Below are 16,940 nucleotides of genomic sequence, written 5' to 3'. Positions count from 1 at the left end.
CTTGATGCATTGCCTGAATTGATCCGTGGTGGTGAATGAGTTGATTCAATCAATATTGACAGAGATTGAGTCAAGCGTGGACAGTTAAATCAAGTACAAGGAGGAAAATCATGTCCGTCAAGTCCGTCAAGTCCGTCAACAGGTCATCAGCGGCCACCGTCGCCGTACCTCGCGGCCTCGCCGGCGTCGTCGTCACCGATACCGAGATCGGGGATGTCCGGGGGCTGGAGGGCTTCTACCACTACCGCCAGTACTCGGCCGTCGAACTCGCGCAGACCCGCGGCTTCGAGGACGTCTGGCATCTCCTGGTCCATGGCGATCTGCCGGACGCGGCACGGCGTACGGCCTTCGCGGCCGAGACGGCGGCGCTGCGCCGGCTGCCCGACGAGGTGCGGGAGGTGCTGCCCGCGATCGCGGCCGCGAGCGGACGGTCCGGTCCGCTGGCCGGCATGCGTACCGCGCTGTCGCTGCTCGGGGCGGCGAAGGGGTTCCGGCCGGTGTACGACATCGACGCGGACGAGCGGCGGCGCGACACGCTGGCCGCGGCCGCCGCCGTACCGACCCTGCTGACGGCGCTCCACCGGCTGGGCCGGGGGCTGGAACCGGTGGAGCCGCGGGACGACCTGTCGTTCGCGGCGAACTACCTCTACATGCTGACGGGTTCGGAACCGGACGCGAGGCGGGCGCGGGCGGTCGAGCAATACCTGATCTCAACCATTGACCACGGTTTCAACGCGTCAACCTTCACCGGGCGTGTCATCGCGTCGACCGGGGCGGATGTGGCGGCTTGCCTGGTCGGAGCGGTGGGGGCGCTCTCGGGGCCGCTTCACGGCGGTGCTCCCAGCCGGGCGCTGGACACACTGGACGCGATCGGCACGCCCGACCGGATCGACCCCTGGATCCGGGAACGGGTCCTCGCCGGCGACCGCATCATGGGATTCGGGCACGCCGTGTATCGCACGGAGGACCCGCGTTCCCGGATGCTCCGTGAAGTGGCCCGGAGCTTCGGCGGTCCTCGCGTGGAGTTCGCGGTGGAGGTCGAGCGCCGGGTGGAGGCGATACTGGCGGAGCTGAAGCCCGGTCGCGAACTCCACACGAACGTCGAGTTCTACGCGGGCGTGGTCATGGAACTGTGCGGGCTGCCCCGCGAGATGTTCACACCGACCTTCGCGGCGGCGCGGGTGGTGGGCTGGAGCGCGAACATCCTCGAACAGGCCCAGGACCGAAAGATCATCAGGCCGGCGGCGCGGTATGTGGGGCCGGGGGCGCCGGTGGCGGTGCCGGTGACCTGACTGAGGCCTTGCGCCCGTCTGGAGCCCTTGCCTCTCGGTGTGCTCGAAAATGTAGGTTTCGCCGACTTCCATCACCCTTGTGAGGGTGTTCATTCGATGACTATGCGGGCCTCACTCACCATTGATGGTAACGAAGTCATAAATGGGCGCACCCCGGTGCGGTACGTGAGTGTTGACTACGGTGGGCACCGTCGGTGGTCTACCCGAGTGGTCTGCCCGGCGTCATGCGGTGGGGCGCGGGACCTGTGTGATCGAGTTCGCGCTCAGACCTGCAAGGATGCCACCGCGCACGCGAGCAGCGTGCGCAGGTGCTTGCGTGCCTTGTGAGTGTCTGAGACCAAAGGGAATTCAACAGTGAGTCAGATCGTTCGCCGCCTTGGCGTGGCTCCACGCTATCGAGGTAGCACCACGGGGGCCACCTGCCCCGATATCTTCGAATTGGCGAACGGGGATTTCGCCGTAATCGGCAAGGATATGACCGATTCGCTGGAATCTCAGCTTCCGCCCGATGCGGCCCGTGCTGACTATGAGCGCATTGTCGTGATCACTCGCGAGACTCTAGTCAAGGCGAAGACGGACATCCCGGACGCCTAGGTCGGTTTCGATAAAAGCCGGTCCGGGCGGCACACCTCCGCTTCGGACCGGCTTGCGATGTCAAGGTCCACTCGACTCGCCCGGCGGCTCCCCCACCACCCACCACTCCTCGGTGTCCGCGTCCTCGAGTTGACGGAGCAGGTCGTCCACTAGCAGGCCGAGTTCGGCTTCGTCGGTGTCCGCGAGACTCGCCCGATGCTGCTGTGTGGCGTACCAGTACTCCCTGACAATCGGATTCTGGAGCATTCCCCGGACGTGCTTGAAGAACTCGTCCCTGCTCAGATTGCCGATGCGGTAGTACAGAAGCAGATTGGTGTAGAGCGCGTTGGCGAACAGGTACTGACGGCGCTGCTTGGGGGAGACGGGTGGTTCGTAGAGGTCCAGGACCTCGGCGAGCTCTGGATCGTCGATCGCCTTGCTCAGCAACTCCCAGTGCTGTCGCTGCTGAGTGGCGAGGTTCGCGGCTTGCTGGGTGTGTGCGGTCCGTTCCAGGTGTTCCAGGCGTGCGCGCAGCACCTTCAGCGACTGGTGCTGTGCCGCCAGGGTGGCTAGACCCCCCGCCGCGACACCTATGCAGAGTGCGACAGTGCACCTCAGTCCCCGCGGACCGAACTTCTGTGTGGCCATGTCAACCCCCGAGTCAGGCGGCCGTCCGCCGGTCGTCGGGGTGCGGGTCGACTGGAGGGGACCGGCGAGCGGTGGGCGGCGCTTGCCGTCTCCCAGGGTGCCGAGCGGCTCTGATCGGCGGGGGAGGCGGAGAGGAGGCGCACGGAGGGAAGCGAGGGTCGCACACTCCGGCGCCTTCCCCAACGTCTGCCCCGCAAGTGCTGCTAACAATCGTTCACTTCGCAGTGATTCTTCCGGCTCGTATCCTGATCCGGCATTCAAACCTCGTACGTGCGCCGCCAGCGCGATCCGGCGCACACGGCAGTGTGAAAGAGGTCGTACGTTGCGTCAGCCGAGCCCCGGACATCGGCAGATCCCGGTGGTCGTACTCGCCGGATTCCTCGGCTCGGGGAAGACCACGCTCCTCAACCATCTGCTGCACCGCAGCGGAGGCAGTCGGATCGGGGCGATCGTCAACGACTTCGGGGCCATCGAGATCGACGCGATGGCCGTGGCCGGGGCCCTCGGCGACTCGACCGTCTCACTCGGCAACGGCTGCCTGTGCTGCGCCGTCGACGTCAGCGAACTCGACGGCTATCTCGACCGGCTGGCCGCGCCCTCCGCCGGCATCGACGTCATCGTCATCGAGGCCAGCGGGCTCGCCGAGCCCCAGGAACTGGTGCGGATGGTGCTGGCCTCCGAGCATCCGGGGATCGTGTACGGCGGGCTCGTCGAGGTCGTCGACGCCGCCGAGTTCGACGACACCCGCGCCAGGCATCCTGCGATCGACCGGCATCTCGCCCTCGCCGATCTCGTCGTCGTCAACAAGATCGACCGGGCGGAGGAAGAGGGGCAGAGGGTTCTGCGGCTCGTTCGGTCGCTCGTCGATCGCGCCGCCGTCGTGGCGGCCACCTACGGCCGCGTCGACCCCGAATTCCTCTTCGACTGCCGGCCGAGCGAGGAGCGCGTCGGGCAGCTCTCCTTCGACGACCTGCACGAACACGACGAGCACGGGCACGACGAGCACGGACACGGGGAGGGCGGGCACGGCGAGGACGGACACGACGAGCACGGGCACGCCGCGCATCTTCACGTCGGGTACGACAGCCTCTCCTTCGCCCCCGAAACGCCCATGGACCCCCGCCGGCTGATGGCGTTCCTCGACAGCCGGCCCGCGGGGCTGTACCGGATCAAGGGGTACGTCGACTTCGGCGCGTACGACGTCCGCAACCGTTACGCCGTGCACGCCGTGGGGCGCTTCCTGCGGTTCTACCCGGAGCCGTGGCCGGCCGGCTCCCCACGCCTCACCCAGCTCGTCCTCATCGGCTCCGGCATCGACGCGCCCGCCCTCCGCAAGGAGCTGGAGGCCTGTACGAGCGACGCCCCGCACACCGCCGACGAGCACGGCATGTGGGGCGTCCTGCGGTACGTCCAGGATCCCGGCGAGCAGGACCCCGCGTTCTAGACCGGGCCCGCCACCACGGCCACCGTCTTCGGCAGGGACACGCCCGAGCCGTCGCGGCGCGGGTCGATCTCCGGCAGGTCGGCGGGGGTGCCGTTCTTCTGGGCCGCCTTGGCCGGTGTGGCGCCCGCCCAGGCCAGGGACAGGCAGTCCTCGCCCTTGAGGAACCGCTGGCAGCGGACACCGCCGGTGGCGCGGCCCTTGCGCGGGTACTGGTCGAAGGGGGTCAGCTTGGCCGTCGTCTGGACCGAGTCGTCGAGCGTGCCGCGGGAGCCCGCCACCGTGAAGACCACCGCGTCCGCCGCCGGGTCCACCGCCGTGAAGCAGATGACCTTCGCGCCGTCGGCGAGCTTGATGCCCGTCATGCCGCCCGCCGGACGGCCCTGCGGACGCACCTGGGCGGCCTGGTAGCGCAGCAGCTGGGCGTCGTCCGTGATGAAGACCAGGTCCTCCTCGCCGGTGCGCAGCTCCACCGCGCCGACGATCCGGTCGCCCTCCTTGAGGGTGATGACCTCCAACTCCTCCTTGTTGGACGGGTAGTCGGGGACCACACGCTTGACGACGCCCTGCTCGGTGCCGAGGGCCAGACCGGGTGAGGACTCGTCGAGGGTGGTCAGGCAGACCACCGTCTCGTCGTCCTCCAGGGAGAGGAACTCCGACAGGGGGGCTCCGCCCGCGAGGTTCGGGGCCGACGCCGTCTCCGGCAGCTGCGGGAGGTCGACGACGTTGATCCGCAGCAGACGGCCGGTGGACGTCACGGCGCCGATCTCTCCGCGGGCCGTGGCCGGGACCGCGGAGACGATCACGTCGTGCTTCACGCGCCTGCCGTCGGCGTCCTCCGGGAAGGGCTCGCCGTTCGCCGTGCGGGCCAGCAGACCGGTCGAGGAGAGCAGCACCCGGCACGGGTCGTCCGCGACCTGCAGCGGTACGGCGGCGGCCGTGGCGCCGGAGGACTCCAGCAGGACCGTACGGCGCTCGGTGCCGAACTTCTTGGCCACCTGCGCCAGTTCGTTGGAGACCAGCTTGCGCAGCTCCGCGTCCGAGTCCAGGATCCGGGTCAGCTCCGCGATCTCCGTGTTGAGCCGCTCCTTCTCCGACTCCAGCTCGATGCGGTCGTACTTGGTGAGGCGGCGCAGCGGCGTGTCGAGGATGTACTGGGTCTGGATCTCCGAGAGCGAGAAGCGCTCCATCAGGAGTTCCTTGGCCTGCGCGCTGTTCTCGCTGGAGCGGATCAGCCGGATGACCTCGTCGATGTCGACCAGGGCCGTGAGCAGGCCCTCCACCAGGTGCAGCCGGTCGCGGCGCTTGGTGCGGCGGAACTCGCTGCGGCGCCGGACGACGTCGAAGCGGTGGTCGAGGTAGACCTCCAGGAGCTCCTTGAGGCCGAGGGTGAGCGGCTGGCCGTCCACCAGGGCGACGTTGTTGATGCCGAAGGACTCCTCCATGGGCGTCAGCTTGTACAGCTGCTCCAGGACGGCCTCCGGCACGAAGCCGTTCTTGATCTCGATGACCAGGCGCAGGCCGTGCGCGCGGTCGGTGAGGTCCTTGACGTCGGCGATGCCCTGGATCTTCTTCGAACCGACCAGGTCCTTGATCTTGGCGATCACCTTCTCCGGACCGACCGTGAAGGGCAGTTCGGTGACGATCAGGCCCTTGCGGCGGGCGGTGACGGTCTCCACCTCGACGGTGGCGCGCATCTTGAAGGTGCCGCGGCCCGTCTCGTACGCGTCCCGGATGCCGGAGAGCCCCACGATGCGGCCGCCGGTGGGCAGGTCGGGGCCCGGGACGTGCTTCATCAGGGTGTCCAGGTCCGCGTTCGGGTAGCGGATCAGGTGGCGGGCGGCCGCGATCACCTCGCCGAGGTTGTGCGGCGGCATGTTCGTCGCCATACCGACCGCGATGCCCGAGGCGCCGTTGACCAGCAGGTTCGGGAAGGCGGCGGGCAGGGCGACCGGCTCCTGCTCCTGGCCGTCGTAGTTCGGGGCGAAGTCGACCGTGTCCTCGTCGATCGACTCCGTCATCAGGCTCGTCGCCTGCGCCTGGCGGCACTCGGTGTACCGCATGGCGGCGGGCGGGTCGTCGTTGCCCAGCGAGCCGAAGTTGCCGTGGCCGTCGACGAGCGGCACGCGCATGGAGAAGGGCTGGGCCATGCGCACCAGGGCGTCGTAGATCGACGCGTCGCCGTGCGGGTGCAGCTTGCCCATGACCTCGCCGACCACGCGCGCGCACTTCACATAGCCGCGGTCGGGGCGCAGGCCCATCTCGTTCATCTGGTAGACGATGCGCCGGTGCACCGGCTTGAGGCCGTCGCGGGCGTCGGGCAGGGCGCGGGAGTAGATGACCGAGTACGCGTACTCGAGGAAGGAGCCCTGCATCTCGTCGACGACGTCGATGTCGAGGATGCGCTCCTCGAACGAGTCGTCGGGCGGCGGGGTCTTCGTGCTGCGGCGGGCCATCGCTGCCGGCTCCTCTTTTCTGGTCGCTCGCCTACGGGTCGCTCACGGCCCCTTCGGCTCACGCTTGCTGAAGCATGAACGGGATCTGACGCCACCATTGTGGACCGCTGCACTGACAACGCGGGCCAGGACCCGGTGCGGGCGGTCCGGTCCGCCGGTGCGGGCACCATCGGGCGCGGCTGCCCGCAGGCTACGCGATCCGCTGTGGGCGTACGTCGTCCGGGAACTTCGCCGCGGCTCCGCACGCTTGCATACAGTGGCAGGACCGGCAGCAAAACCGCGGTGTCAGCCACCGCATCGGCGATCGAAGGGACGTACATGCCCATGGGTCACACGGCCACAGACCAGGCAGGCACCGGGGGCCTGACAGCGACCGAGCACCGCCTGGCCAACGGCCTGCGCGTGGTGCTCTCCGAGGACCACCTGACCCCGGTCGCGGCGGTGTGCCTCTGGTACGACGTCGGCTCGCGCCACGAAGTCAAGGGCCGTACCGGCCTTGCTCACCTTTTCGAGCATCTGATGTTCCAGGGCTCGGGCCAGGTGAAGGGCAACGGCCACTTCGAGCTGGTGCAGGGGGCCGGCGGCTCGCTCAACGGCACCACCAGCTTCGAGCGCACCAACTACTTCGAGACCATGCCCGCCCACCAGCTGGAGCTCGCCCTCTGGCTGGAGGCCGACCGCATGGGCTCCCTGCTGGCCGCCCTGGACGACGAGTCCATGGAGAACCAGCGGGACGTCGTGAAGAACGAGCGCCGGCAGCGCTACGACAATGTCCCGTACGGCACCGCCTTCGAGAAGCTGACCGCCCTCGCCTACCCGGAGGGCCACCCCTACCACCACACCCCGATCGGCTCGATGGCCGACCTGGACGCGGCGACGCTGGAGGACGCGCGCGCGTTCTTCCGCACGTACTACGCGCCCAACAACGCCGTGCTGTCGGTCGTCGGCGACATCGACCCCGAGCAGACGCTCGCCTGGGTCGAGAAGTACTTCGGCTCCATCCCCTCCCACGACGGCAAGCCCGCCCCCCGGGACGGCACCCTGCCCGACGTGATCGGCGAGCAGCTGCGCGAGGTCGTCGAGGAGGAGGTGCCCGCGCGCGCGTTGATGGCCGCCTACCGGCTGCCGCACGACGGCACGCGCGCGTGCGACGCGGCCGACGTGGCACTGACCGTCCTCGGCAGCGGCGAGTCCTCCCGCCTCTACAACCGGCTGGTACGGCGCGACCGTACGGCCGTCGCGGCCGGCTTCGGGCTGCTGCGGCTCGCCGGGGCGCCCTCCCTGGGCTGGCTGGACGTGAAGACCTCCGGGGACGTCGAGGTCCCGGTCATCGAGACCGCCATCGACGAGGAGCTCGCCCGGTTCGCCGAGGAGGGCCCGACGGCCGAGGAAATGGAGCGCGCCCAGGCCCAGTTGGAGCGCGAGTGGCTGGACCGGCTCGGCACGGTCGCGGGCCGCGCCGACGAACTGTGCCGTTACGCCGTCCTGTTCGGCGACCCGCAGCTCGCCCTGACCGCCGTAAAGCGCGTCCTGGAGGTGACCCCGGAGGAGGTCCGTGAGGTCGCCGCGGCCCGCCTGCGCCCCGACAACCGCGCGGTGCTCGTGTACGAGCCGGTCTCCGGGGAGGCCGCCGAGGACGCCGATCCGCCCGAAGACCCCGAGGCCGAGGCCACCGTCGAAGCCGGCGACAAGAACGAGGAGGCGGCCAAGTGACCGAGCTCGCCGCGATGGAGTTCCACCCGCAGCCCCAGGCGGGCGAGGCCCGGCCCTGGGCGTTCCCGGCGCCCACGCGCGGGGCGCTCGACAACGGCCTGACCGTGCTGCGCTGCCACCGCCCCGGCCAGCAGGTCGTCGCCGTGGAGGTCCTGCTGGACGCGCCCCTGGAGGCCGAGCCGGCCGGCTTCGACGGCGTCGCCACGATCATGGCGCGCGCCTTCTCCGAAGGCACCGACAAGCACTCCGCCGAGGAGTTCGCCGCCGAACTGGAGCGCTGCGGCGCCACCCTCGACGCGCACGCCGACCACCCCGGCGTCCGGCTCAGCCTGGAGGTCCCGGCCTCCCGACTGGCCAAGGCACTCGGTCTGCTCGCCGATGCCCTCAGGGCGCCCGCGTTCGCCGACAGCGAGGTCGAGCGGCTGGTCCGCAACCGCCTCGACGAGATCCCGCACGAGCTGGCCAACCCCTCCCGGCGCGCCGCCAAGGAGCTCTCCAAGGAGCTGTTCCCGGCCGCCTCGCGCATGTCGCGCCCGCGCCAGGGCACCGAGGACACCGTCGAGAAGATCGACGCGGCGGCCGTGCGCGCCTTCTACGACCGTCACGTCCGGCCCGCGACGGCCACCGCGGTGGTCGTCGGCGACCTCACCGGGATCGACCTCGACGCCCTGCTCGGCGAGACCCTCGGGGCGTGGACGGGCTCCCGGGCCGAGCCCCGCCCCGTGCCTCCGGTGACCGCCGACGACACCGGGCGCGTGGTCATCGTCGACCGTCCCGGCGCCGTCCAGACGCAGCTGCTGATCGGCCGCGTCGGGCCCGACCGGCACGACCGCGTGTGGCCCGCGCAGGTCCTCGGCACGTACTGCCTGGGCGGCACCCTCACCTCCCGCCTGGACCGCGTCCTGCGCGAGGAGAAGGGCTACACCTACGGCGTACGGGCCTTCGGCCAGGTCCTGCGCTCCGCCCCGGACGGCACGGGCGCGTCGATGCTCGCCATCAGCGGCTCCGTCGACACCCCGAACACCGGACCGGCGCTCGACGACCTCTGGAAGGTGCTGCGCACGCTCGCCGAGGGCGGCCTCACGGACGCCGAGCGGGACGTCGCCGTACAGAACCTCGTCGGGGTGGCGCCGCTGAAGTACGAGACGGCGGCGGCCGTCGCGAGCACGCTGGCCGACCAGGTCGAGCAGCATCTGCCGGACGACTACCAGGCGACGCTGTACCAGCAGCTCGCCGCGACCGGCACCGTCGAGGCCACCGCGGCGGTCGTGAACGCCTTCCCCGTCGACCGGTTGGTGACCGTCCTGGTCGGGGACGCGGCGCAGATCAAGGGCCCCGTGGAGGCCCTGAACATCGGTGAAGTGACCGTGGTGTCCGCCGAGTAGCGGCACGCGTGCGTGGCGGGGCCCTGGTGACGGAAGCGTCACCAGGGCCCTCTTATGTCCGAATTGAAGAACCTTGACGGCAATTGAAGGAAATTTGAAGGAGAGTGGGCCGTTTGCCCTGTGGGATGCGCTACAAACACCCTGATCCGTTTGGGAATTGAAAGCGGCCCCGCTTAGCGTCGTCCGGGCTGTCCGTCAGGCAGTGCGCCGCACCCGCGGCACCGGACAGTCATCGCCGAGTCCCCGTACGGCGCGAGCCAGGGGAGCCGGGGACCCACCGCAGTCCCTGGGGTGAATCGGACGCCCGCGCGCACAGCGAGGGTGCTCGTAGGAGACCTTCCTGCTCCGAACCCGTCAGCTAACCCGGTAGGCGAGAGGGAAGGAAAGGAACAGCCTGTACATGGCGTTCATGTGCGCCGCCGGGAAGCACCGTCGTCCCAGCCGGATCAAGCGCTCCACCGCCCGGGCCGCCGGCGTCGCGGCTCTCGCCACCACCGGTGTCATCGGCGCCCTCGCGGCCCCCGCGCTCGCCGCCGACAACGCGGCCGACGCCGTCGAGCAGACCGGTCTCACCCCCGTCATCACCATCGGCGACTCGATCGCCGCCAAGATCGACGCGCAGGCCGACGCGCAGAAGCAGGCCGCCGAGATGGCCGCCCGCAAGAAGGCGGCCGAGGAGGCCGCGCGCAAGAAGGCCGAGGCGGAGGCCAAGAAGGCCCGCGAGGCCAAGGAGCGCGCCGCCCGCGAGGCCGAGCGCAAGCGCCTCAACACCTTCGTCGCCCCGATCTCCAACTCGTACGTCTCCACGGGCTACAAGGCCAGCAGTTCCCTGTGGTCCTCGGGCAGCCACACCGGCATCGACTTCCACGCCGCGACCGGCACCGCCGTGCACGCCGTCGGCTACGGCACCGTCGTGCAGACCGGCTGGGGCGGTGCGTACGGCAACCAGATCGTGATCAAGATGAACGACGGCACGTACACCCAGTACGGCCACCTGTCGTCCATCGGCGTCTCCGTCGGCCAGAAGGTCGTCACCGGCCAGCAGATCGGCCTGTCCGGCTCGACCGGCAACACCACCGGGCCGCACCTGCACTTCGAGGCCCGTACGACGCCGGAGTACGGCTCCGACATCGACCCCGTCGCCTACCTCCGCTCGCACGGCGTGAACGTCTGACGGAGGATCGCGAGATCCCGTGAAGCCCCGGCTCCCCGAGCCGGGGCTTTCCGCGTTTCTGTCGTGCCGCTGTCCAAAAAATATCCATGGATTCCGGCCCGCCGTCGGAAATTCCCGTCCTTTGCAATAGAGTCACTGGACACACGTCCATGGTCGACGTTTCACGGGGATTAAGGCGGAGGTCGGACATGCGTATTCCGGCGCACTCGGTGTGCACGGCCATCCGGGACGACATCGTCGCGGGTGTCTACGAGCGCGGCAGCCGCCTCACCGAGGAACTCCTCGCCCGCCGCTACGGCGTCTCGCGCGTCCCCGTCCGCGAGGCCCTGCGCACCCTGGAGGCCGAGGGCTTCGTGGTGACCCGGCGGCACGCGGGCGCGTGCGTCGCGGAACCGACCGAGCAGGAGGCCTCCGACCTGCTGGAGATGCGCCTGCTGCTGGAGCCGCTCGGCGCCTCCCGGGCCGCCCAGCGCCGCACCGAGGCCCATCTGAAGGTGCTGCGCGGCCTGGTCAGACTGGGCCAGGAGCGGGCCAGGAGGGGCAACAGCGAGGATCTGCGCTCCCTGGGCGGCTGGTTCCACGAGACGCTCGCCCAGGCCTCCGGCAGCCAGGCCATGACCTCGACGCTGACCCAGCTGCGTCACAAGATCGCCTGGATGTACGCCGTGGAGGCGCCCGCCGACCCGGTGGAGTCCTGGGCCGAGCACGGGGCGATCGTCGACGCCGTGGCGCGCGGCGACGGCGAACGCGCGCGGGCGGTCACGGCGCTGCACACCGAACGCTCGACCGCCGCGCACCGGCTGCGATTCGGGAGCCAGGAGCGGGCGAACGGTGTGAGGAACTCGCAACATGCCGTAAACATGCCGAGCCTGCGGCATTAACACGGACGCCGTATACAAAGAGGAAAGAATTCGCGGGGGCTATTTCACGCTGCCCGCCGCCGGGAATTCCGAACCCCCGGCACAGAAAATGCGAAGGGCTCGCCCGGAAATTCGGACGAGCCCTTCCGTGGTGCCGTGGTCAGACGGTCTCGGGAAGCTCCTCGAGCCCCTCGGAGACCAGCTTGGCCAGACGGTCGAGGGCCGCGTCCGCGCCCTCGGCGTCGGAGGCGAGGACGATCTCCTCGCCGCCCTGGGCGCCCAGGCCCAGAACCGCCAGCATGGAGGCCGCGTTGACGGGGTTGCCGTCGGCCTTGGCGATCGTGACCGGGATACCTGCGGCCGTGGTGGCCCGGACGAAGATGGAAGCGGGGCGGGCGTGGAGGCCCTCGGCCCAGCCGACGTTGACGCGGCGCTCAGCCATGTGATGCTGCCCTTCGGTGTTCAGGGTTGTCTAGACCAGTTTCCCACAACGTGAGGCTGCTCCGGAGAGGCTCGCGCCCCTCCGGGGTGAGTCGTCGGGCCGCGGCCTCGGCCCGTCGTCCGTCCCTCGCGCTGCTTGGTTGTCGTCCACAGACTGCCTCGCGCCGTTGTCGGACGCGAGCCGTACGCTGGGGCCCATGCAGACCTCGTCGGACCGGCACGAGTACCCCGCCCACTGGGAAGCCGACGTGGTGCTGCGCGACGGCGGCACCGCACGCATCCGCCCCATCACCGTCGATGACGCGGAGCGCCTGGTCAGCTTCTACGAGCAGGTGTCGGACGAGTCGAAGTACTATCGCTTCTTCGCGCCCTACCCGCGACTGTCCGCGAAGGACGTCCACCGCTTCACGCACCACGACTTTGTGGACCGGGTGGGACTCGCGGCCACGGTCGGCGGCGAGTTCATCGCCACCGTACGCTACGACCGCATCGGCGCCGACGGAACGCCCGCGTCGGCGCCGGCCGACGAGGCCGAGGTCGCCTTCCTCGTCCAGGACGCCCACCAGGGCCGCGGCGTCGCCTCCGCCCTCCTGGAGCACATCGCCGCCGTCGCCCGCGAGCGCGGCATCCGCCGCTTCGCCGCCGAGGTGCTGCCCGCCAACACCAAGATGATCAAGGTGTTCACGGACGCCGGCTACACCCAGAAGCGCAGCTTCGAGGACGGCGTCGTCCGCCTCGAGTTCGACCTCGAACCCACCGACCGCTCCCTGGCCGTCCAACGCGCGCGGGAGCAGCGCGCCGAGGCGCGGTCCGTACGGCGGCTGCTCGCGCCCGGCTCGGTCGCCGTCGTCGGCACCGGCCGTGCCCCCGGCGGCGTGGGCCGCGGCATCCTCGACAACATCCGGGACGCGGGCTACGCCGGACAGCTGTACGCCGTGAACAAGGCGTTCGGCGAGGACATGAAGGAACTCGACGGCGTCCCCGCCCACCGCTCGGTGCGGGACATCGACGGGCCCGTCGACCTCGCGGTCGTCGCCGTGCCGGCCGAGCACGTCCCCGAGGTCGTCACCGAGTGCGGCGAGCACGGCGTGCAGGGGCTGGTCGTCGTCTCCGCCGGCTACGCCGAGAGCGGGCCGGACGGACGCGAACGGCAGCGCGAACTCGTCCGGCACGCGCGCGCGTACGGCATGCGGATCATCGGCCCGAACGCCTTCGGCGTCATCAACACCTCCCCGCAGGTACGGCTCAACGCCTCCCTCGCCCCCGAGATGCCCCGCGCCGGCCGGATCGGCCTGTTCGCCCAGTCCGGGGCCATCGGCATCGCCCTGCTGTCCCGGCTGCACCGGCGCGGCGGCGGTGTCACGGGCGTCACCGGCGTGTCCACCTTCGTCTCCTCCGGCAACCGCGCGGACGTCTCCGGCAACGACGTCATCCAGTACTGGTACGACGACCCGGACACCGACGTCGTCCTGATGTACCTGGAGTCCATCGGCAACCCCCGCAAGTTCACCCGCCTCGCCCGGCGCACGGCCGCCGCCAAGCCGCTGGTCGTCGTCCAGGGCGCCGGTTCCGCACCGCAGGGGCACGCCGTACGGGCGACGCGGCTGCCGCACGCGACGGTGTCCGTGCTGCTCAGGCAGGCCGGGGTGATCCGGGTCGACACCATCACGGAGCTGGTCGACGCGGGTCTGCTGCTCGCCCGCCAGCCGCTGCCGAGCGGACCCCGGGTGGCGATCCTGGGCAACTCCGAGTCCCTGGGGCTGCTGACGTACGACGCCTGTCTCTCCGAGGGGCTCCGGCCGCACCGCCCGATCGACCTGACCACCGGCGCCACGGCCGGCGACTTCCACGCGGCTCTGCTGCGGGCCCTCGGGGACGACTCCTGCGACGCGGTGGTCGTGACCGCCATCCCGGCCATCGGCGAGGCCTCCGTGGCCGACGCGGAACTGGCCCGGGCGCTGCAGTCGGCCGCCGACCAGGTCCCCGGCAAGCCGGTCCTCGTCGTGCACGTGGAACTCGGCGGGCTTGCGGAGGCGCTGTCGGCGGCGGCCGGCACCGCGCCCGAGCCGGATGCCGCGGCCACCGGAACCCGCAGGCTGCGCCCCTCGCAGCAACTGCCCGCCCCGGTCCCCGCCCGGCAGCCCGCCGCCCCCGACACCACCCCCCGGCTCATCCCGGCCTACCCCGCCGCCGAACGCGCGGTCCGGGCCCTCGCCGAGGCCGTGAAGTACGCGCAGTGGCGGCGCGAGGCCGCCGAGCCCGGCAGGGTGCCCGAGTACGACGACATCGACGAGAAGGGTGCCGCCCGCCTCATCGACGGCATGCTCGCGCGCGGGCAGGGCCTCACCCTGGGCACCGAGGAGACCTGCGAGCTGCTCGGGCGCTACGGAATCGCCGTCCACCGGGCGACCCCCGCGTTCACCCCGGACGACGCCGTGCGGGCCGCCGGCGAGCTCGGCTACCCCGTCGCCCTGAAGGCCACCGCCCCGCACCTGCGCCACCGCGCCGACCTGGGCGGCGTCCGGCTGGACCTGGCGGACGAGGAGCAACTGCGCCGGGCCTACGCCGAGTTGACCGGCCTGTTCGGCAAGCCGGAGGAGCTGCGGCCGGTCGTGCAGTCGATGGCACCCCGGGGCGTCGACACGGTCGTACGGGCCGTCATCGACCCGGCCGCCGGCGCCGTGCTGTCCTTCGGGCTGGCCGGGGCGGCCTCCCAGCTGCTCGACGACATGGCGCACCGGCTGGTCCCGGTCACCGACCGCGACGCGACCTCCCTGATCCGGTCGATCCGGACGGCCCCGCTCCTGTTCGGCTGGCGCGGCTCGACCCCCGTCGACACGCCTGCGCTGGAGGAACTGCTGCTGCGCGTGTCCCGGCTCGTCGACGACCACCCCGAGGTCGTCGCGATCACCCTGGAGCCGGTCGTCGTCGCCCCGCGTGGCCTGAGCGTTCTCGGCGCCTCCGTGCGCCTCGCGCCCCCGCCCGCCCGCGACGACCTCGGCCCGCGCACGCTTCCGGTGTACTGAACCACCCCTGAGCGGTGCCTCGCAGTCAGTGCGCCCCCGTAGGATGGACGCCATGGCCAAGACCAGTACGACGACCCAGGGGCTGCGTGCGGCGATCGAGCGCAGCGGCTACTACCCGGCCCTCGTGGCCGAGGCGGTGGAGGCCGCCGTGGGCGGCGAGCCCATCCGGTCGTACCTGGTCCACCAGGAGACGACGTTCGACCAGAACGAGGTGCGGCGGCACGTGACCGTGCTCGTCCTCACCGGCAACCGCTTCATCGTCAGCCACACCGACGAGCAGGCCGCCGACAGCACATCCCCGACGCCGTACGCCACGACGTCGACGGAGTCGGTGAAGCTCGGCCGGATCTCGTCGGTCGTGGTCAGCCGGGTGGTCGCCAACCCCGAGCAGTACGCGCCGGGCACCCTGCCCCGCGAGGTCGTGCTGACCATCGGCTGGGGCGCCGTCTCCCGCATCGACCTCGAGCCCGCCGCCTGCGGAGACCCCAACTGCGAGGCCGACCACGGCTACACCGGCAGCTCCACCGCCGACGACCTCAGCCTGCGGGTCAGCGAGGCGGGGGACGGCCCGGAGACCGTGCGCCAGGCCCTCGCCTTCGCGCAGTCCCTCTCCGAGGCGACCGCGGACATCACCCGCTGAGATGGTCCACGCCCCCTGGGACGCCCACCCCGAGCCCCTCTCCGTCGACTCCGCGCCCCTGCCCGAGTACGGCAGCGGCTCCCTCGCCGACCTCCTGCCGACCCTGGCCGCCGGCATGGGCGTACCGGACACGACGGCCGCGATCGCCGAGCTGACGCCCGCCGACCGGAACTGCGTGTTCCTGATCGACGGGCTCGGCTGGGAGCAGCTGAAGGCACACTCGGACGAGGCGCCCTTCCTGACCTCGCTGCTCGGCAGCTCGCGCGGCGGCACCGGACGCCCCCTGACCACCGGCTACCCGGCGACCACCGCCACCTCCCTCGCCTCCATCGGCACCGGCCTGCCGCCCGGCGCGCACGGCCTGCCCGGCTACACCGTGCGCGATCCGGCCACCGGCGAGCTGATGAACCAGCTGCGCTGGCAGCCCTGGACCGCACCGCAGGTCTGGCAGCCCTACCCCACCGTCTTCCAGCTGGCCCACCAGGCCGGCGTGCACGCGGCCCAGGTGTCCTCGCCGACCTTCGAGAGCACCCCGCTGACCAAGGTCGCGCTCAGCGGCGGAACGTTCCTCGGCAGGCTGTCCGGAGAGGACCGCATGGACGTCGCGGCCGAACAACTGGCCGCCGGCGACCGCTCCTTGGTCTACACCTACTACGCCGAACTGGACGGCGCGGGCCACCGCTACGGCGTCGACTCCGACACCTGGCGCGGCCAGCTCATGCACGTCGACCGGCTCGTCCAGCGCCTGGCCGAGCAACTCCCGCCGCGCAGCGCGCTGTACGTCACCGCCGACCACGGCATGGTCGACGTGCCCTTCGACGAGCAGCACCGCATCGACTTCGACGAGGACTGGGAGCTGCGTGCCGGAGTGGCCCTGCTGGGCGGCGAGGGCCGCGCCCGGCACGTCTACGCCGTCCCAGGCGCCCAGAACGACGTCCTGACCTGCTGGCGCGAGGTGCTCGGCGAGCAGTTCTGGGTGGCCTCGCGCGACGAGGCCATCGCGGCGGGCTGGTTCGGACCGCGGATCGACGAACGGGTGTACGCCCGCCTCGGTGACGTCGTCGCGGCCGCGCGGGACGACGTCCTGATCATCGCGTCCGAGCGGGAGCCGAAGGAGTCGGCGATGGTCGGCAACCACGGTTCGATGACCCCTGCCGAACAGCTGGTCCCCCTGCTCGAAGTACGCTCCTGAAGCCCGTACCCCGTCCCGTTCGCCGAAAGGTGCTCAACCACCCATGCCCGAGCTGGTGTTCTTCTCCGGAACGATGGACTGCGGGAAGTCGACCCTGGC

Annotated in this window: 13 protein-coding genes and 1 riboswitch; of the genes, 10 read left to right on the top strand and 3 right to left on the bottom strand. The window is 70.8% G+C overall.

Features of this window, described 5'->3' with window-relative positions; all coding sequences use genetic code 11:
* The first annotated feature begins 110 nt into the window (after positions 1-110).
* Together ACWCQ1_RS40935 and ACWCQ1_RS40930 are read left to right on the top strand one after the other, a co-directional pair.
* On the top strand, positions 111-1,292 hold the full coding sequence (locus tag ACWCQ1_RS40935) for a citrate synthase/methylcitrate synthase (RefSeq protein ID WP_358604829.1): 1,182 nt from the start codon (positions 111-113) through the stop codon (positions 1,290-1,292).
* Between the two features lie 354 nt (positions 1,293-1,646).
* Positions 1,647-1,886: a hypothetical protein gene (locus ACWCQ1_RS40930; RefSeq protein WP_356761790.1), complete on the top strand. Its 240-nt coding sequence runs from the start codon at positions 1,647-1,649 to the stop codon at positions 1,884-1,886.
* 60 nt (positions 1,887-1,946) lie between these two features.
* On the opposite strand, the gene ACWCQ1_RS40925 is transcribed toward ACWCQ1_RS40930, so the two are convergent.
* Entirely contained in the window at positions 1,947-2,513 is a 567-nt protein-coding gene (locus ACWCQ1_RS40925; protein WP_358604826.1) for a DUF6082 family protein, read from the bottom strand.
* 322 nt (positions 2,514-2,835) lie between these two features.
* Here ACWCQ1_RS40925 and ACWCQ1_RS40920 point away from each other — a divergent pair, with 322 nt between their 5' ends.
* Positions 2,836-3,957 carry a CobW family GTP-binding protein gene (locus ACWCQ1_RS40920; RefSeq protein ID WP_451028731.1) on the top strand — a complete coding sequence of 374 codons (1,122 nt, stop codon included), beginning with the start codon at positions 2,836-2,838 and terminating at the stop codon, positions 3,955-3,957.
* On the opposite strand, the gene ACWCQ1_RS40915 is transcribed toward ACWCQ1_RS40920, so the two are convergent.
* Positions 3,954-6,410 (bottom strand): DNA gyrase/topoisomerase IV subunit A, encoded by a 2,457-nt coding sequence (locus ACWCQ1_RS40915; RefSeq protein WP_451028730.1) that lies wholly within the window; start codon positions 6,408-6,410, stop codon positions 3,954-3,956. The genes ACWCQ1_RS40920 and ACWCQ1_RS40915 overlap by 4 nt on opposite strands.
* A gap of 318 nt (positions 6,411-6,728) precedes the next feature.
* Here ACWCQ1_RS40915 and ACWCQ1_RS40910 point away from each other — a divergent pair, with 318 nt between their 5' ends.
* The 4 genes from ACWCQ1_RS40910 (at position 6,729) to ACWCQ1_RS40895 (ending at position 11,563) form a co-directional block, all read left to right on the top strand.
* Positions 6,729-8,123: a M16 family metallopeptidase gene (locus tag ACWCQ1_RS40910; RefSeq protein ID WP_133046131.1), complete on the top strand. Its 1,395-nt coding sequence runs from the start codon at positions 6,729-6,731 to the stop codon at positions 8,121-8,123.
* Positions 8,120-9,508, top strand: coding sequence for a M16 family metallopeptidase (locus ACWCQ1_RS40905; protein WP_358604817.1), 1,389 nt, complete (start codon positions 8,120-8,122; stop codon positions 9,506-9,508). The genes ACWCQ1_RS40910 and ACWCQ1_RS40905 overlap by 4 nt, the downstream gene beginning before the upstream one ends.
* A gap of 223 nt (positions 9,509-9,731) precedes the next feature.
* A riboswitch (cyclic di-AMP (ydaO/yuaA leader) is annotated at positions 9,732-9,896 on the top strand.
* A gap of 12 nt (positions 9,897-9,908) precedes the next feature.
* Positions 9,909-10,682 carry a M23 family metallopeptidase gene (locus ACWCQ1_RS40900; RefSeq protein ID WP_451028729.1) on the top strand — a complete coding sequence of 258 codons (774 nt, stop codon included), beginning with the start codon at positions 9,909-9,911 and terminating at the stop codon, positions 10,680-10,682.
* 188 nt (positions 10,683-10,870) lie between these two features.
* Positions 10,871-11,563, top strand: coding sequence for a GntR family transcriptional regulator (locus ACWCQ1_RS40895; protein WP_358604812.1), 693 nt, complete (start codon positions 10,871-10,873; stop codon positions 11,561-11,563).
* A 139-nt stretch (positions 11,564-11,702) separates the two neighbouring features.
* On the opposite strand, the gene ACWCQ1_RS40890 is transcribed toward ACWCQ1_RS40895, so the two are convergent.
* Entirely contained in the window at positions 11,703-11,984 is a 282-nt protein-coding gene (locus ACWCQ1_RS40890) for an HPr family phosphocarrier protein (RefSeq protein ID WP_107907491.1), read from the bottom strand.
* Between the two features lie 196 nt (positions 11,985-12,180).
* Here ACWCQ1_RS40890 and ACWCQ1_RS40885 point away from each other — a divergent pair, with 196 nt between their 5' ends.
* The 3 genes from ACWCQ1_RS40885 to ACWCQ1_RS40875 are packed head-to-tail and all read left to right on the top strand — an operon-like array spanning position 12,181 to position 16,841.
* On the top strand, positions 12,181-15,009 hold the full coding sequence (locus ACWCQ1_RS40885) for a bifunctional acetate--CoA ligase family protein/GNAT family N-acetyltransferase (protein ID WP_358604809.1): 2,829 nt from the start codon (positions 12,181-12,183) through the stop codon (positions 15,007-15,009).
* A 43-nt stretch (positions 15,010-15,052) separates the two neighbouring features.
* Positions 15,053-15,649 carry a DUF5998 family protein gene (locus ACWCQ1_RS40880; RefSeq protein WP_133046220.1) on the top strand — a complete coding sequence of 199 codons (597 nt, stop codon included), beginning with the start codon at positions 15,053-15,055 and terminating at the stop codon, positions 15,647-15,649.
* Position 15,650: 1 nt separating this feature from the next.
* A complete protein-coding gene (locus ACWCQ1_RS40875; RefSeq protein WP_358604806.1) occupies positions 15,651-16,841 on the top strand; it encodes an alkaline phosphatase family protein in 1,191 nt (396 codons plus the stop codon).
* Positions 16,842-16,940 lie beyond the last annotated feature (99 nt).

The organism is Streptomyces sp. NPDC002144 (assembly GCF_053593695.1).
This window is presented reverse-complemented; position numbering and strand designations above follow the sequence as displayed.

What these genes read in the sequence shown, in the direction of transcription:
- ACWCQ1_RS40935 (WP_358604829.1), top strand. Translation starts at nt 111, where the DNA reads ATGTCCGTCAAGTCCGTCAAGTCCGTCAACAGGTCATCAGCGGCCACC.
- ACWCQ1_RS40925 (WP_358604826.1), bottom strand. Translation starts at nt 2,513, where the DNA reads ATGGCCACACAGAAGTTCGGTCCGCGGGGACTGAGGTGCACTGTCGCA.
- ACWCQ1_RS40915 (WP_451028730.1), bottom strand. Translation starts at nt 6,410, where the DNA reads ATGGCCCGCCGCAGCACGAAGACCCCGCCGCCCGACGACTCGTTCGAG.
- ACWCQ1_RS40910 (WP_133046131.1), top strand. Translation starts at nt 6,729, where the DNA reads ATGCCCATGGGTCACACGGCCACAGACCAGGCAGGCACCGGGGGCCTG.
- ACWCQ1_RS40900 (WP_451028729.1), top strand. Translation starts at nt 9,909, where the DNA reads ATGGCGTTCATGTGCGCCGCCGGGAAGCACCGTCGTCCCAGCCGGATC.
- ACWCQ1_RS40895 (WP_358604812.1), top strand. Translation starts at nt 10,871, where the DNA reads ATGCGTATTCCGGCGCACTCGGTGTGCACGGCCATCCGGGACGACATC.
- ACWCQ1_RS40890 (WP_107907491.1), bottom strand. Translation starts at nt 11,984, where the DNA reads ATGGCTGAGCGCCGCGTCAACGTCGGCTGGGCCGAGGGCCTCCACGCC.
- ACWCQ1_RS40885 (WP_358604809.1), top strand. Translation starts at nt 12,181, where the DNA reads ATGCAGACCTCGTCGGACCGGCACGAGTACCCCGCCCACTGGGAAGCC.
- ACWCQ1_RS40880 (WP_133046220.1), top strand. Translation starts at nt 15,053, where the DNA reads ATGGACGCCATGGCCAAGACCAGTACGACGACCCAGGGGCTGCGTGCG.
- ACWCQ1_RS40875 (WP_358604806.1), top strand. Translation starts at nt 15,651, where the DNA reads ATGGTCCACGCCCCCTGGGACGCCCACCCCGAGCCCCTCTCCGTCGAC.